Source organism: Stenotrophomonas sp. YJH_SMC_80 (genome assembly GCF_059372495.1).
The window spans coordinates 1-15,250 of the sequence record NZ_JCAFVP010000030.1; the positions used below are offsets into that span (position 1 = coordinate 1).

General features: G+C 66.6%; 13 protein-coding genes. 2 read left to right on the top strand and 11 right to left on the bottom strand.

What is annotated here, in order from left to right:
* Positions 1-238: 238 nt before the first annotated feature.
* The 4 genes from AC5P99_RS21375 to AC5P99_RS21390 all read right to left on the bottom strand — a co-directional run bounded on the left by AC5P99_RS21375 (position 239) and on the right by AC5P99_RS21390 (position 4,627).
* Positions 239-1,750 (bottom strand): hybrid sensor histidine kinase/response regulator, encoded by a 1,512-nt coding sequence (locus AC5P99_RS21375; RefSeq protein WP_049449951.1) that lies wholly within the window; start codon positions 1,748-1,750, stop codon positions 239-241.
* Between the two features lie 4 nt (positions 1,751-1,754).
* Entirely contained in the window at positions 1,755-2,195 is a 441-nt protein-coding gene (locus AC5P99_RS21380; RefSeq protein WP_005411057.1) for a response regulator, read from the bottom strand.
* On the bottom strand, positions 2,192-4,009 hold the full coding sequence (locus AC5P99_RS21385; RefSeq protein ID WP_005411058.1) for a sensor histidine kinase: 1,818 nt from the start codon (positions 4,007-4,009) through the stop codon (positions 2,192-2,194). The genes AC5P99_RS21380 and AC5P99_RS21385 overlap by 4 nt, the downstream gene beginning before the upstream one ends.
* 234 nt (positions 4,010-4,243) lie before the next feature.
* The gene (locus AC5P99_RS21390) at positions 4,244-4,627 is read right to left on the bottom strand and encodes a BON domain-containing protein (RefSeq protein WP_005411059.1); all 384 of its coding nucleotides are present in this window, start codon (positions 4,625-4,627) and stop codon (positions 4,244-4,246) included.
* A gap of 170 nt (positions 4,628-4,797) precedes the next feature.
* Here AC5P99_RS21390 and AC5P99_RS21395 point away from each other — a divergent pair, with 170 nt between their 5' ends.
* On the top strand, positions 4,798-5,841 hold the full coding sequence (locus AC5P99_RS21395) for an oxidoreductase (protein ID WP_476470784.1): 1,044 nt from the start codon (positions 4,798-4,800) through the stop codon (positions 5,839-5,841).
* 289 nt (positions 5,842-6,130) lie between these two features.
* Here AC5P99_RS21395 and gnd read toward each other — a convergent pair whose 3' ends face one another.
* The 7 genes from gnd to AC5P99_RS21430 all read right to left on the bottom strand — a co-directional run bounded on the left by gnd (position 6,131) and on the right by AC5P99_RS21430 (position 13,574).
* Entirely contained in the window at positions 6,131-7,036 is a 906-nt protein-coding gene (gene gnd / locus AC5P99_RS21400; protein WP_088437013.1) for a phosphogluconate dehydrogenase (NAD(+)-dependent, decarboxylating), read from the bottom strand.
* Positions 7,037-7,046: 10 nt separating this feature from the next.
* Positions 7,047-8,282 (bottom strand): hypothetical protein, encoded by a 1,236-nt coding sequence (locus AC5P99_RS21405; protein ID WP_088437014.1) that lies wholly within the window; start codon positions 8,280-8,282, stop codon positions 7,047-7,049.
* A 17-nt stretch (positions 8,283-8,299) separates the two neighbouring features.
* Positions 8,300-8,890, bottom strand: a complete 591-nt coding sequence (locus AC5P99_RS21410; protein WP_049449946.1) for a DUF2242 domain-containing protein — start codon at positions 8,888-8,890, stop codon at positions 8,300-8,302.
* Positions 8,891-9,135: 245 nt separating this feature from the next.
* Positions 9,136-11,313 carry a carboxy terminal-processing peptidase gene (locus AC5P99_RS21415; RefSeq protein WP_005411064.1) on the bottom strand — a complete coding sequence of 726 codons (2,178 nt, stop codon included), beginning with the start codon at positions 11,311-11,313 and terminating at the stop codon, positions 9,136-9,138.
* A gap of 256 nt (positions 11,314-11,569) precedes the next feature.
* Positions 11,570-12,580 (bottom strand): lipoyl synthase, encoded by a 1,011-nt coding sequence (gene lipA, locus AC5P99_RS21420; protein WP_005411065.1) that lies wholly within the window; start codon positions 12,578-12,580, stop codon positions 11,570-11,572.
* A 17-nt stretch (positions 12,581-12,597) separates the two neighbouring features.
* Complete coding sequence (gene lipB, locus AC5P99_RS21425) at positions 12,598-13,308, bottom strand: lipoyl(octanoyl) transferase LipB (RefSeq protein WP_005411066.1); 711 nt, start codon at positions 13,306-13,308, stop codon at positions 12,598-12,600.
* On the bottom strand, positions 13,296-13,574 hold the full coding sequence (locus AC5P99_RS21430; protein WP_005411067.1) for a YbeD family protein: 279 nt from the start codon (positions 13,572-13,574) through the stop codon (positions 13,296-13,298). Before AC5P99_RS21430 ends, lipB begins: the two co-directional genes overlap by 13 nt.
* Before the next feature lie 351 nt (positions 13,575-13,925).
* On the opposite strand from AC5P99_RS21430, the gene AC5P99_RS21435 reads away from it, so the two are divergent.
* A complete protein-coding gene (locus tag AC5P99_RS21435) occupies positions 13,926-14,984 on the top strand; it encodes a lipid A deacylase LpxR family protein (RefSeq protein ID WP_495213532.1) in 1,059 nt (352 codons plus the stop codon).
* Positions 14,985-15,250 lie beyond the last annotated feature (266 nt).

Genomic DNA, 15,250 nt, shown 5'->3' on the forward strand with positions numbered 1-15,250 from the left:
ACCGCATTGATCCCGCCACACAGGGATGCCGGCCAGCGGCCGGCACTACCGGGCATCAGCCCAGCGCTTCGGCCGCTGCGCGGAAGACCAGCTGCATCTGCAGCGGCTGGAACAGACGGTGGACGCCCTGCCGCGGTTCCCCTGGGAAACTGCCGAACGGTAGCGCCGACCGGCGGCCGGCAACCGCATTGATCCCACCACACTGGGATGCCGGCCAGCGGCCGGCACTACCGGGGCATCAGCCCAGCGCTTCGGCCACGGCGCGGAAGACCTGCTGCATCTGCAGCGGCTTGTGCAGCACATGCACCTCCACGCCGTCCGGGAAGGCATCGGCCGCGACCGGCACTGCCGGGTCTTCCAGTACCAGTGCTGGGCCGCGATAGCCCAACGTCGCCATCTCGCCCAGCAGCTGGCTGGCCGGCAGCAGCTTGGAGCCGGCATCGGCAATCACCAGCGCGGGCATCGCCTCCTGCTGCATCCAGCGCAGCGCTGCCGGCCCATCGGAGGCCAACTGCAGCTGGTAGCCCTGGCTGGACAGCGCATTGCCCAGCAGCGATAGACGCGTGGCTTCGCCATCGACCACCAGGATCGATTGGCCGCTGCCCAAGGCCACCAGCTGTTCGATCGGCTCGCTGCCATCGATGGCCTCGTGCATCGGCAGGCGCAGTTCGAAGCAGGTGCCCTGCCCCGGCTGGCTGCTGACGTGAATGCTGCCGCCGGCACCTTCGACGATGCGCTTGCAGGAAATCAGCCCCAGGCCAGTGCCGTCGGCCTTGGTGGTGAAGAACGGATTGAACAGGTGCGACAGCGTGTCCGCATCCATGCCGATGCCTTCGTCGGCGACCCGTATGTGCATCCAGTCCACGCCATCGCGATGGCCGGCATGGCTGGCAGTCAGGCTCAGGCGACCACCGTTGGGCATCGCCTGTATCGCGTTGAGCGCCAGGTTCAGCATCACCTGCTGCAGTTCGGTGTAGTTGGCGTCGACCACCAGGCCTTCGTCCTGCACCTGCAACTCCAGGCGCACCGCATCAGGCACGTTGCTGCGCAACAGCAGTGCCACCGCATCGAACAGGCCATCGATCTCGATGCGCTCGCTCGGCTTGCGCGAACCGCGCACGAACGACAGCATCGATTCGGCCATCTCATGGCCACGGCGGCCGCACTCGGCGATGACATCGGCCAGGTGGTGCAGCTGCGGATCGTCGGTACGCGCCTTCAGCAGGTCCGGCATGATCAGCAACGGCTGCAGGATGTTGCGCAGGTCGTGGCTGAGCCCGGCTGCGAGCAGCGACAGGCTTTCCAGGCGCTGTGCGCGCATCAGCTCGGTTTCCACCCGTGCGCGCTCGATCGCGCTGCGTGCATCGCGGATCGCACGTGCCACCGCCGACGGCAGGCGCGCCGGCTGGTGCTTGATGATGTAGTCATTGGCGCCCTTCTGCAGCGCCGCCACCGCATTCTCCTCACCCATGGTGCCGGAGACGAAGATGAAGGGTACTTCCGGCGAGGTCTCGCGCACGATGCGCAGCGCGTCATCACCGGAAAACCCCGGCATGCTCAGGTCGGACAGCACGATGTCCGGCTGGAACGCGGCCAGTGCCTGGCGCAGTTCGGCCTCGCTCTCGACACGCTCGAAGCGGGCCTCCAGGCCCGCATCGAGCATCTGTTCGGACATCAGCTCGGCATCTTCCGGTGAGTCCTCCACCAGCAGGATGCGCAGCGCCCCCAGGGCGGGACCGGTCAAGGGCATGGGCTCACTCGAGTTCCGGTGCCTGGTTGATCAACGCCCAGAACTTGCCCAGCGTCTGTACCGCGCCAAAGAACTGGTCCACGTCCACTGGCTTGACCACATAAGCATTCACGCCCATGTCCCAGCTCCGGGCCAGATCGCTTTCCTCGCGCGAGGACGACAGGATCACCACCGGCAGGCGCTTGAGCTCTTCGTGTTCGCGGATCTGCCGCAACACTTCCAGGCCATCCATGCGCGGCATCTTGATGTCCAGCAGCAGCACTGCCGGCAGGCCTTCCTCGCGGTTGGCGAAGGCGCCGCGCCGCAGCAGGTAGTCCATCACTTCCACGCCATCCTCGACGTGCACGATGGGGTTGGCCAGACGCGCCTCTTCCAGGGCGTCGATCGCCATTTCGGCGTCGGCCGGGCTGTCTTCGGCGAGAAGAATGGTGCGCAAAGTGGTCATGCAGAAGGCCCTTGTTTGTCCGCATCGATCGCGGGAGGCAGGTAGAAGTGGAAGGTGGCGCCGACGTCCGGTTCAGCCTCGGCCCAGATACGGCCGCCATGACGGGTGAGCACGCGGCGCACGCTGGCCAGGCCGATGCCGGTACCCGGGTAGTCGCTGGCCTTGTGCAGGCGCTGGAAGACACCAAACAGCTTGCCGGCGTAGGCCATGTCAAAGCCTGCACCATTGTCGCTGACCGTGAACTGATGACCGCCGTCAGGCTGCGGCTGGTAGTCCACGCGAATCTTCGCCGGTTCGCGGTTGCCCGAGTACTTCACCGCGTTGCCGAGCAGGTTCAGCCAGACCTGGCGGATCATGTTCTCATCGCCGACCACGATCGGCAGCGGCGCGATGCTCCACTCCACCTGGTGCACATGGCCACTGTTCTCCGCCTCGGCCTGCAGGTTGGAATCGAGCATGGCGCGGGTATCGGCCACCAGCGACTGCATGTCCACCGCCTGCTGGCGCATCGCCGCGCGGCCCAGGCGCGAGTAGACCAGCAGGTCATCGATCAGCGCCGCCATGCGCCGGGCCGAACTGGAGATCACGTCCAGGTAATGACGGCTCTTGTCATCGGCAGCGTCGCCCAGGTGGCGCGACAGCTTGTCGGAGAATCCGGCGACGTGGCGCAGCGGTGCGCGCAGGTCATGCGAGACCGAGTAGCTGAAGGCCTCCAGCTCGCGGTTGACCTCGGACACCTGCGCGACCTTGCCTTCCAGCTGGCGGTTGAGCTCTTCAACGCGCAGCTGGACTGCGCGTTGCATGGTGACATCGCTGACCGTCAGCAGCACCACTTCATCATCGGTATCGGGCAGCGGCATGCGCCGTGCGTTCAGCAGCATATAGCGCGCCATGCCGTCGGCGGTGCGCTGTTCGTGCTCGAAATCCCACAGCTCGCGGCCTCGCAGCAGCACGTCGGACAGGCGTTGGCGCACGACGGCGTCCTTCCAGGCGCCGTCGCCGACGCTTTCCAGCAGCAGGCCATCGGCGCGTTCGTCCTGCAGCCCGTACAGCTCGGCGAAGGCGGGGTTATGCAACTGCACGCGCAGGTCGCGGTCGAGCAGCACGATGGGTTCGCGCACGGTCTGCAACACCGATGCCGCGCGTGCCGCCGAGCGCAGCGATTGGCGTTCGGCGTGCAGGCGCCGCCCGATCTGCCGCTGCAGGAGCCAAAGCACCAGGCCGAGCAGTCCCAGCTGGATCACCAGCGAACTCCAAGACACCAGCTCGGTCTGCTTGCGCTGGCGCGCCGCCTGCTCGGCCCGCAGTGTCAACAGTTGCTGTTCGCTGGCCTGCAGCTCCTCCACCAGGCCACGGATCGGATAGCGCGTGCTCAGGTCCTTCACCAGCTCGCGTTGATCGCTGTTGGGTTCAGATCTGGCCAGCTCGCGGGCAAGCGCCATCCGCCCTTCCAGCATCGATTCGATACGGCCGATGCGGATCAGCTGGTCGGGGTTGTCGCGGGTCATCCGCCCCAGTTCGGCCAAGCGACCGGGAATGTCGTTGGCTGCGGCCATGCGCTCGCGCAGCCCGGGTGCGTCCACGCCCTTGGACAGCGTCAATGCGGCCGATTCGACGTCGCGCACATCAGCCTGCAGCTGCTGCAGGGCCACGCCCACCGCCTGGGTATGGTTGACCCAGGCCATTGCCTGCTCGTTGTCCTGCTGCAGTTTGCGCAGGGTCAACCACGGCACCACGATGATCGCTGCAGCCGCCAGCGCCAGGGCCGGCAACCGCCAGCGGTCCCAGATGTCGTCACTGAAAACCAGCGCCATAGTTCCTCTTCAGCACGGCCGCAGGGCGTCGGCCGGACCCTGTCCGGCTGCGGCGGAACCGGCAATATAGCGCAGGCGGTCACAACGCAGGGGTTTCCCGCCTGGTTGGCTGAACAGGTTCGCAGTCCTCAGACCTGTAGAGCCGGGCCATGCTCGGCTGCCTTGGAGTTCCAGCCGAACATGGCCGCGACCCTACAGCTCAACGGGCGCCCCGCGAGGGGGCGCCCATCAGGTTCAGCGCTTGGCGGCAGCGCTGACCTTCAATGCGGCTGCATCAACGCGGGTCACGCCCTTGATGCCCTTGGCGGTGGTGACGGCCTTGTCCTTCTCGGCCTGGCTCGCTACGGCGCCACTCAAGCTGACCACGCCGTTCACGGTTTCCACCTTGATTTCCGTACCCGGAACGTTGCTGCTGGCGAGCAGGTCGGCCTTCACCTTGGTGGTGATCCAGGTATCGGTCACCGGCTCGTTGGAATCGTGGCGATCAGCATGGGTCGCCGGGTGCGCGCTGGTCGGCGGGCTCTTCGCGGCCGGATCCTTGGCGAATGCGGCCGAGGAGGACAGCGCAAGGCCCAGCGTCAGGGCGGAGGCAATCAGCGTGCGGGTCGTATTGCTCATCGTGTCGTTCTCCTTCGGAATGTGCTGCCAGTCTGGACAAGCCGGCGTAGAGCAGGCGTGGCGTTGCGGTCATGCCGCTGTGAATCGGGCTACCTGCAACGACAACCGTTCAGCTTTGGCACGTGAGCCCGCGTCGTTTACCCTGCCCTTCCCACTGCCGGAGCTCTGTCATGCGCCCCGACCTGCAACTGGCCCTGATCGGCTACGGCCTCGCCGGCCGTGTCTTCCACGCACCGCTGATCCAGCACACACCCGGCCTGGTGCTGCACAGCATCGTGAGTTCGCAGCGAGACACGTTGCTGCGCGCGTTCAGCGACGTGCACGTGCGTGCCACGCCGCAGGAGGTGTTCGACGACCCGGCCGTGGATGCCGTAGTGATCGCCACGCCCAATGAACAGCACGCGCCGCTGGCGATCGCAGCGTTGGCCGCCGGCAAGCACGTGCTGGTCGACAAGCCGTTCGCGCTGGATGTCGCTGAAGCCGAAGCCATTCTGGCTGCGGCACGCGATGCCGGACGCATCGCCACCGTGTTCCAGAACCGGCGCTTCGATGCCGACTTCCTCACGCTGCAGGCGCTGCTTGCGGACGGGACACTGGGCGACATCGCCGAGTGCCATGTGCACTTCGATCGCTATCGCCCGCAGGTGCGCGACCGCTGGCGCGAGCAGGACGGTCCCGGCAGTGGCCTGTGGTACGACCTGGGCCCGCACCTGCTGGACCAGATGCTGGTGTTGTTCGGCTGGCCCGAAGCGATCGATGCTGATCTGGCCGTGCAGCGCGATGGCGGCAGCGCCATCGATTACTTCCACGCCGTGCTGCACTACCCGCGGCATCGCGCGATCGTGCATTCCGGTTCCCTGGTGGCAGCTCCCACGCCGCATTTCAGCGTGCATGGCAGCAAGGCCAGTTGGATCAAGCACGGCCTGGATGTGCAGGAAGCGCAGCTGCGCCGCGGTGTGGCGCCCGGTGCGCCCGGCTGGGGCATCGACCCGCGGCATGGCGAGCTGGTGCGCTGTGATGCCGAGGACAACGTGCAGCGCAGCACCGTCGACAATCTGCCCGGTGACTACCGTCGGTTGTATGCGCAGTTCGCCGCGGCCATGCATGGCGACGGCGAAGCCACGGTCGATCCGGTGCAGGCGCTGCAGCTGATGCGGCTGCTGCAGGCAGGCATGGACAGTGCGCGCGAAGGGCGGCGGATCGCGTTGGGGTGATCGGCAGGGCTGCGCCCTGCACCCGTGGTAGTGCCGGCCGCTGGCCGGCAACCTCAACAGCAACGGCAAAAACCGGCAATCCGTGAGATGGCAGGATGGGTCCGGTTGCGGGAGCCGGACCCACCCCGCCTTCGACAGAGTCCCGCGCCCGACGGTAGGTGTCGACCTTGGTCGACACATCGACGTGGAAGCCATCGGAGACGGCTTTTGCAGAGTCGAGCCATGCTCGACTGCCTGCATGGGGTCAGAGCCCTTTCCTGCGGAAAGGGATCCGACCCCGGCTTCGTGCTTACGATTTCTTGATCGCGTGGCCGCCGAATTCATTGCGCATCGCCGACAACAGGCGATCGGTGAACGAATTGGATTCGCGCGAGCGCAGGCGTTCCAGCAGCGACAGGGTGATCACCGGCGCCGGCACATCGAGCGCGATCGCTTCGGCCACGGTCCAACGGCCTTCACCGGAATCCTCCACGTACGGCGCGATGCCATCCAGCGACGGATTGCGCTTGAGGGCTTCGGTGCTCAGGTCCAGCAGCCACGAGCGCACCACGCTGCCGTGGCGCCAGACTTCGGCCACCTGGGCCAGGTCCAGTTCCATTTCCTGCTTGCGCTCCATCAGCGCGAAGCCCTCCGCGTAGGCCTGCATCATTCCGTACTCGATGCCGTTGTGGACCATCTTGGTGAAGTGGCCAGCGCCGGACGGGCCGACACGACCCCATCCACGATCTTCGGCCGGTGCCAGCGTACGCAGCAGCGGTGCGATCTGCTCCACCACCGCCGCTTCACCACCGACCATCAGGCTGTAGCCTTCCTGCAGGCCCCACACGCCACCGCTGGTGCCGCAGTCGACGTAGCCCAGGTCGTCTTCGGCCAGCGCCTTGGCGCGACGGACCGAGTCCTGGTAGTTGGAGTTGCCGCCGTCGATGACGATGTCACCCTCGGCCAGGTGCGGAGTCAGCTGGCCCAGGGTCTGGTCGACGGTTTCGCCGGCCGGCACCATCAGCCACACCACGCGCGGCACCGGCAGCGCGGCCACCGCGGCGGCCAGCGAATCGACCACCTCCAGGCCTGCCTCGGCGGCGCGCTGGCGGGCACCTTCGCCCGGGTCGTAGCCGACGACGCGGTGGCCGCCGCGATGCAGGCGCTGGGCCATGTTGGCGCCCATGCGGCCGAGGCCGATCATTGCAATATCCATTGTTTCACCTTCAGTTGGGGTCTAGGGTCAGGCTGCCTGGCCTGCCGGTAGCCGCGCAGTGGCGCAGCTGCGCCTCGCGCCAACGCCGGTAGAGCGTGGTATGCAGATTGTGCACCGCCAGGTCGATCGAAAAGGGGGTTCGCGGGTTGCGGTCAAGCAGGCGGGCGATGTGGTAGCCGATGGGACGTATACCGCGCGGATGCACATAGATCACGAACTGCTGGTAGAACGGATCGTCCAGCAGGCGGTCCATGCGTGCCAGCGTGGCGTGGTAGCGCGGTTCCAGCCGTGCACGAAGGTCCGGGTCGCGCTCGAACAACAGGCGTTCGAAGTAGCGCCGGCCGATACGCGGGATGTCCTGCGCCAGCGCCCACAGCTCGGCATTGCGCTGGTCGTACCAGGCAAGGCCGCCGTGCGCGGCCAACGCCTGCGCGGCCTCCTCGCCCACCGACACCACCACGAAGTTTTCGGCCTGGTTGCTCAGGTCGTCCAGCGTGCCCTTGTCGTCCACATGCTCGATGAAACCAGGCACACCGACGAAGGCCTGGCGGCCCATCGCCGAGGTGCGCACCGCCTTGCCATCGGCGAAGTAGTCACCGGCGTGTGCGCCAAGCAGGATGCTGTCGGTATCGTGCAGCGCGAGGAACGTACCGATCGACAGTTCTTCTGCGGAGAATCCAGCGTCGAAGGCCGCATCGCCATACAGCTCGCGCTGGGTGGCCAGTTGTGCGACCTGGCGACCGACTCCACATTCGGCGCGCACATTGCCGCTGTAGAACGCCTGCAGCGCCTGGCTGTTGCCCGTAATGGGCACGAAACCACGGCCGAAGCTTCGCGTGCGCTGCCAGCCTTGCGCCTGTGCGCCGTGCAGGCCGAAGCCGATCCAACCGAGCTGCAGGCCAGAGAAGCGGAATCCTGCATTGCCCTGCAATGCAGCAGCGGCACGTTGCGTGGCTGCACCCAGCTGGAAGGCGTAGGCGCAAACCGTAGCCGGGTCGTCCAGCACCTGCTGCAGCAACGCCTTGCGCGCTGCAGCGGGCATGTCCGCCGGCCATTTCACGCGCAGATCGCCTGCCGCCTGAGCCTCCGGCAGCGACGCGCGCGTGCACACAGGGCCACCATGCACCTGCGGTGCACCGATCGCGCGTGTTTCGAAGCGCCACCCCAGGCGCTGCAGCAGGCCTTGTGTACAGTCCAGCGGCGTGGCTGCCGCACCCAGCGCGGGCAGCAGCAGGGCCACACCCATCCATCTGCCGCGCACGTTCAATCCTGATCCGTGCTCGCCGGTGCGGGCTCCGGGGTTGTGACCACAGGCGGAACGGGCTTGCCTGCCTCCGCCGGGAGGTACTGTTGCAGGCGCTGGAAGAAGCGACGATAGAACTCAGCATCGGTAACCGTGCTGCTGGCCACTTTCACCAGCGAGTCGTCATTGCTGCCGAACGGCAGCGATACAGATCCGAGCGCACCGACGCCGACACTGGCCGAGGTCGGACTCTTCTTCAACGCATAGCGATCCTGCACGGCACTGACGAATACCAGTGTCTGGCTCCCGCGCGGTGCGCAGGAAATACGCAGCACCAGCTGCTCGTGATCGTCCTCGCGCGGCTGGAAGTTCTTGTTGCCTTCCACCTGCGCCGCGTCGGAACGGGCGATGGCATAGCCCTGGCTGAGCAGTGTGCGCCGTGCGGCCTCGCAGGCGTCACCGGGACGGCCATCGACGGTGCGCGAGAAGGTGTCGCCGGAATCAAAGGATTCGCGAAGCAACGTGCTGTCGGCGACGCGGCCACCACAGGCCGACAGGATCAGGGCGCTGGCGAGCGCCACGGCAACACTGGAAAGACGGGAGGCCCGCATGGGTACTCCTGCGAGGACGGTACCGCCAAGGGTAGTCCTGCGACCGTGTGCGGCAGGTCGAAAGTACGCCCGCCAGCCCCCGCCGTTGCTGCCGGTTCATGCACGGAAAAGGGGACGGAGGGGATTAAGTCGTTTGTGGCACTTCGCCCCGCCACGCATGGCACGGCGCTACCGTGAACGAGGTCCCCCAAACGAAAAAAGGGCCGGCAATGCCGGCCCCCCCGGTATCACATGCCGTCGCCGGCTCAGTCCGCCCAGCGGCCGGCACCGGTGGACTGCGGCAGCACCTGCGCCGACAGCGGGCGGTCGTTGGCCAGCAGGTTCACCGCGTCGGCCAGGATCGAGGCTGACTCGCGCAGCAGCGGGTCCGGGCGCTTTTCGGCAGCCTTCTCGCGCGCGGCATCCTTGACGATGTCGCGCTCGTTGCCGGTCAGGCCGTCATCGCTGCTGTCATCGGCCAGCGGGTCCAGGGCCAGGCCCAGCTCCTTGCGCTGCACCTGGCGCTCCTTGCGCTGGGTATCCTGGCGCTCGCGCTCAGCGCGACGGGTCGCCTCGTTGAGCGAGATGTACTTCTTCGCCGCTTCGGTGCGGAACTGCTGCACGTCCTCGTTCCACCACTGGAACTCCTTGTCGGTGGCGATGCGCGCGTCGTGACGGGTTTCCAGCTTCGGCAGCAACGGCGCGAAGTTGCCGTACTGGGTGTGCGGCACGGCGGCGATGCGGGTCCACGGCAGTGCGTTGTCGTAGGTGCTCTCGCCGAATTCGGTGGCATCGACGCTGGCCGGGAACGCCAGGTCCGGCACCACGCCCTTGTGCTGGGTGCTGCTGCCGCTGATGCGGAAGAACTGGGCAATGGTCAGCTTGACCTGGCCGAAGCGCTGGGTCTCGCCACTCGGCCAGCGGTCAAGGTCGACGATGTTCTGTACGGTGCCCTTGCCGAAGCTGGTTTCACCGATCACCAGGCCGCGACCGTAGTCCTGGATGGCGCCAGCGAAGATCTCCGAGGCCGAGGCCGAACCACGGTTGATCAGCACCGCCAGCGGGCCATCCCACGCCACGCCCTGGTTGCGGTCGCTGTTGACGGTGACGCGGCCACCGGATTCGCGCACCTGCACCACCGGCCCCTGTTCGATGAACAGGCCGGTCAGTTCGATCGCTTCATCCAGCGAACCACCGCCGTTGTTGCGCAGGTCCAGCACCACGCCGTCCAGCTTGTCGTTCTTGAAGCCGGCCAGCAGCTTGGCCACGTCGCGGGTGGCCGAGGCGTAGTCGGCGGCATTGCGGCGACGGCCTTCGAAGTCCTGGTAGAAGGTCGGCAGCTTGATCACACCGATCCTGCGTGCGGGCTCGCCGTTGGCAGCCGGGATGGTCATGGTCTCGCCCTTGGCGGCCTGTTCGGCCAGGCGCACCTTCTGGCGGGTCAGCACCAGGGTGTGGTGCTTGCCATCGGCGCCTTCGGCAGCCGGGATGAATTCCAGCTTGACCTGGGTGTCCTTGGCGCCGCGGATCTTGGCCACGACATCGTCGATGCGCCAGCCGATCACGTCCTCGACCAGGCCGGACTTGCCCTGGCCAACGCCGACGATGCGGTCACCCGGCTTCAGCGTGCCATCCACCGCGGCCGGGCCACCGGCAATGATCTCGCGGATGACCACCACATCGTCCTGGCGCTGCAGCTGCGCACCGATGCCTTCCAGCGACAGCGACATCGCCTGGTTGAAGTTCTCGGCGGTGCGCGGGGTGAAGTAATCCGTGTGCGGGTCAACGGCACTGGTGTACGAATTCATGAAGAACTGGAAGACGTCTTCGCCCTTCAGTTCATTGACCGACTTCTCCAGCGTCGCGTAGCGCTTGTCCAGCGTCTTGCGGATGTCATCCGGCTTCTTGCCGGCCAGCTTCAGGCGCAGCCAATCGTTCTTCACCGACTTGCGCCACAGCTCATCGAGCTCGGCACTGCTGGCCGCCCACGGCACCTTCTTGCGGTCGTACTCGAAGCGCTCGTCGGTGGTGAAGTCCGGCTCCTGCTTGAGCAGCTTGCGCGCGTACGCCACGCGCTCGCCGACGCGCTGCTTGTAGACGGCGAACACCTGGAACGCCGGCTCCAGCTCGCCGCCCCGGATGGCCGAGGCGATGTTGGCCTCGAACGGTGCGAAGCGCGCCACGTCGGCCTGGGTGAAGTACTGCTTGCCGCCGTCAAGCGTTTCCAGATAGCGCTTGAACACGTCCTTGGAGGTGGCCTCGTCCAGCGCGCGCGGGCGGTAGGCGTAGCGGCTGTCGGACAGCAGGCCGTACACCAGCTTGGACGTGGTCACCTGGTCGGCGGTGGCCGCCGCGGGCAATGCGGGCGAGTCGGCCTTGGCCGCCAACGCCAGTGGCGCGACCAGCGCCAGGGCCATCAGGAATGCGGGGGCTTTGAATTTCATTGACGTGCTCGAAGGCGCCTTGCCAAGGGGGAGACTGCGGGGTGTTAAGACACCACGACAGTGCCGAAAGTTGCCGGGTTTGTCACCCGGCCGCGCTCGGTGGAAAACCAGCCTAGCCGGGCCGGTGTAGCAAATTGTGAATGCAGGCGAAGGCGTGCGGACCAACGGTCCGCACCCACCAGGAGGGTGGTGACACCCATTGGCAACGCCAGGCCATGGCTGGCGAAGGCGTGCGGACCAACGGCCCGCACCCACCTCAGGAGACGCCGGCGCCCTTGGCCTGCACGTCGGCGTGGTACGACGAGCGCACCATCGGGCCGGAGGCCACGTGGCTGAAGCCCAGCTCGTAGCCGTAGTCTTCCAGCGCCTTGTAGTCTTCCGGGGTCCAGTACTTCAGCACCGGGTGGTGGTGTGCGGTCGGCTGCAGGTACTGGCCGATGGTGATCATGTCCACGTCGTGTGCGCGCAGGTCGCGCAGGGTGGCCTTGATCTGTTCGAAGTCCTCGCCCAGGCCGAGCATGATACCGCTCTTGGTCGGCACGTCCGGATGCTGCGCCTTGAAGTTCTTCAGCAGGTTCAGCGACCACTGGTAGTCCGCACCCGGGCGCACGTTGCGGTACAGGTCCGGCACGGTCTCGATGTTGTGGTTGAACACATCCGGCGGGTTCTGCGCCAGGATCTCCAGCGCGCGCTCCATGCGGCCCTTGCCACGGAAGTCCGGGGTCAGCACTTCGATGCGGGTGCCCGGCGACTTCTCGCGAATGGCGGTGATGCAGTCGACGAAGTGCTGGGCACCACCGTCGCGCAGGTCATCGCGGTCCACGCTGGTCACCACCACGTACTTCAGGCCCATGTCGGCCACGGTCTGGCCGAGGCTGGCCGGTTCGTTGGCATCCGGCGGCTTCGGGCGGCCGTGGGCCACGTCGCAGAACGAGCAGCGGCGGGTGCAGACCTCGCCCAGGATCATGAAGGTGGCGGTGCCGTGGCCGAAGCACTCGTGGATGTTCGGGCAGCTGGCTTCCTCGCACACGGTCACCAGGCGGTTTTCGCGCAGCTTGGCCTTCAGGTTCTGCACGGCATTGCCCGAAGGAATGCGCACGCGGATCCAGGACGGCTTGCGCAGCACCGGCGCGTCGGCGAACTGCACCGGCGAGCGGTTGATCTTGTCACCGCCCAGCTGCTTGACCCCGGCCTGCAACGGCGCGGCGGACGGGGAGTCGCCCTGCACGATCTGCAGGGGAATGGAACGGGCGGTGGTTTCAGTCATGGCAGTTCCGGGGGCGGTCAGGCGGCCGCAGAAAGATCGGGCAGTTCGGGGGTGTGCTGCAGCAGCAGGCCGAACTGGCGGGCCAGGTGGTCCAGCAGCACCGGCTTGACGGCCTCCATCCCGGAGGGACCGCCCAAGTCTACCACCGAGGTCACCTGCAACCCCTGATAGCCACAGGGATTGATGCGGTGGAAGGGCTCTAGGTCCATGGCCACATTGAAGGCCAACCCGTGGAAGGTGCAGCCGCGACGCACGCGGATGCCGAGGGCAGCGATCTTGGCGCCGCCGACATAGACGCCCGGGGCGCCCTCGCGGCGTTCGGCACCGATGTTCCACTCGCCCAGCGTATCGATGATGGCCTGCTCGATGCGGCACACGTAATCGCGCACACCGATGCCCAGGCGCGGCAGGCGCAGCAGCGGGTAGACCACGATCTGGCCGGGGCCGTGATAGGTCACCTGGCCGCCACGGTCCACATGCAGCACCGGGATATCGCCCGGCGCCAGCACATGCTCATCCTTGCCAGCCTGGCCCAGGGTGAACACCGGGTCGTGTTCGACCACCCACAATTCGTCGGCATCGGTGTCGCTGCGCTGGTCGGTGAAGCGCTGCATGGCGCGCCACACCGGCTCGTACGCCTGGCGGCCAAGGTCACGCACCAGCGCCGGACGCGGCGCGCGGTCCTCGGGGGCGGCTTCAGCCGGGCAGCTGTCGGCTACAGCGTCCACTTCACTTCCGGGTGGTCGCGCAGCGCCTGGTGCGCCAAGTCGTACTGTTCGCGGCTCTCAGCCTTGAACACGATGCGGACGGACACGTACTTGCCGTTGGAGGAATGCTTCCAGCTGATGCGTTCATTGACGACATCGATGCCGGCAGCCAGCAGCAGGCGGGGGAGCTCATGTTCCAGGCCGCGGTTGGCCGGGCCCATGGCGCTGAGCTCGAACTGGCCGGGGAACTGGAAGCCGTGGTCGGGGTTGTCGGACTTGATTTCCATGGACCCATTATCGGGCCGCAGGGCAACAAACCCAAGAGTATTCATCAACGTCAAAGACGGCACCGGCGGCCTGCTGCGTTGCAGGCCACCCAGAGGCGTGGGCCGAAAGCCCAACGGCAGCTGACTGCAATCTGCTGTCACGCACTGGCCCAGGCATCGTATGGCGGCCAGTGGTCACCTTCACACCAGACCCGCGGCGCTTGCGCGGGTAACAAATTGTGTCCGCTGGACAATGTTGTTTTCGGAACAGACAAGTGATTCGAACGTGCTCGTTCCGCCGCGCGGGCGCGAGTACCGTAGCGTTGCATATAACGACCGAAAACCGTCCCCTTCCCCATGAGCATTCCATCCATGCGTAGTGTCGCAGCCCTGGGGCTGGCCGGCCTGCTGGCCTCTGCCCTCCCCCTTGCCGCCCAGGCGGCCGAACAATGTGGCCCGGACGCGATGCGCGACCACCCGCCGCAGATCAACTTCCGCGTTGACAACGACCTGTTTGGTGGCCGCCACCAGGACCAGGGCTACACCAACGGTGCGCTGTTGACCCTGGTCTCGCCCAATCTGGTCGACTACACCGACGACCCCTGCCTGCCGCGCATGGCGCGCTGGGTGAACCAGTACCTGGAAGGGCTGCATCCGGGCGGGTTCGAGCAGCAGAACATGATCTTCAGCATCGGCCAGGGCATCTTCACCCCGACCGATTTCAGCCGCAGGGACCTGATCGAGGACGACCGTCCTTACGCCGGCGTACTGATCGCAAACTTCGGTTTCAATGCGCGCAGCGGCGACCGCCTGCAGACCACCCAGCTGACGCTGGGCGTGGTCGGCCCGTGGGCACAGGGCAAGCAGGTCCAGAATGCCGTGCACGAAGTGCTGGGCGACGAGAAATTCAAGGGCTGGGACAACCAGTTGCACAACGAGCCGCTGTTCATGCTGACCCATGAGCGCATGCGCCGCTGGCCCGGCGATGCCAGCATCAATGCCGACGGCTGGGGTTGGGACGCGATCAGCCACTACGGCGGGTCGATCGGCAACCTGGAAACCAAGGCCAACCTCGGCGGTGAAGTGCGCTTTGGCTGGAAGCTGCCGGACGACTTCGGCAGCACGCCGTTGCGCCCGGCCGGCGAGAACACTGCGCCGACCCGCGGCGGCCGTCCCAATGGCTGGTCCTGGCACCTGTTCGCGACCTCGGACGCGGCCTGGGTGATCCGCGACATCACGCTGGATGGCAACACGTTCCGCAACAGTCACAGCGTGGACAAGCGCCATGTGGTGGCCTACGGCGGCTACGGCGTGGCCGTGATGTACGGGCGCTGGAAGTTCGCCGCGGCGCGCTACCACAGCACGCGCGAGTTCAACGGCCAGCGCGAAGCACCGGTGTTCGGCAGCTTCACCATCAGCCGCTCGCTGTAAGCGAGGGGCTGAGGGTGAAGCGGGTAGGTGCCGACCGTTGGTCGGCACACCGGTTATTGCATGGCTCGCTGTAAGCGAGGGGCTGAGGGTAGTGCCGGCCGCTGGCCGGCTGTTGGCACATCCGGATGGGTTCATGGGGAGCCGGCCAGCGGCCGGCACTACCCACATCCGGATGGGTTCATGGGGAGCCGGCCAGCGGCCGGCACTACCCACATCCGGATGGGTTCATGGGGAGCCGGCCAGCGGCCGGCACTACCCACATCCGG

Bases quoted from the DNA above. Each gene is read 5' to 3' on its own strand.
- AC5P99_RS21375 (WP_049449951.1), bottom strand. From the start codon at position 1,750: ATGCCCTTGACCGGTCCCGCCCTGGGGGCGCTGCGCATCCTGCTGGTG.
- AC5P99_RS21380 (WP_005411057.1), bottom strand. From the start codon at position 2,195: ATGACCACTTTGCGCACCATTCTTCTCGCCGAAGACAGCCCGGCCGAC.
- AC5P99_RS21385 (WP_005411058.1), bottom strand. From the start codon at position 4,009: ATGGCGCTGGTTTTCAGTGACGACATCTGGGACCGCTGGCGGTTGCCG.
- AC5P99_RS21390 (WP_005411059.1), bottom strand. From the start codon at position 4,627: ATGAGCAATACGACCCGCACGCTGATTGCCTCCGCCCTGACGCTGGGC.
- AC5P99_RS21395 (WP_476470784.1), top strand. From the start codon at position 4,798: ATGCGCCCCGACCTGCAACTGGCCCTGATCGGCTACGGCCTCGCCGGC.
- gnd (WP_088437013.1), bottom strand. From the start codon at position 7,036: ATGGATATTGCAATGATCGGCCTCGGCCGCATGGGCGCCAACATGGCC.
- AC5P99_RS21405 (WP_088437014.1), bottom strand. From the start codon at position 8,282: ATGGGTGTGGCCCTGCTGCTGCCCGCGCTGGGTGCGGCAGCCACGCCG.
- AC5P99_RS21410 (WP_049449946.1), bottom strand. From the start codon at position 8,890: ATGCGGGCCTCCCGTCTTTCCAGTGTTGCCGTGGCGCTCGCCAGCGCC.
- AC5P99_RS21415 (WP_005411064.1), bottom strand. From the start codon at position 11,313: ATGAAATTCAAAGCCCCCGCATTCCTGATGGCCCTGGCGCTGGTCGCG.
- lipA (WP_005411065.1), bottom strand. From the start codon at position 12,580: ATGACTGAAACCACCGCCCGTTCCATTCCCCTGCAGATCGTGCAGGGC.
- AC5P99_RS21430 (WP_005411067.1), bottom strand. From the start codon at position 13,574: ATGGAAATCAAGTCCGACAACCCCGACCACGGCTTCCAGTTCCCCGGC.
- AC5P99_RS21435 (WP_495213532.1), top strand. From the start codon at position 13,926: ATGCGTAGTGTCGCAGCCCTGGGGCTGGCCGGCCTGCTGGCCTCTGCC.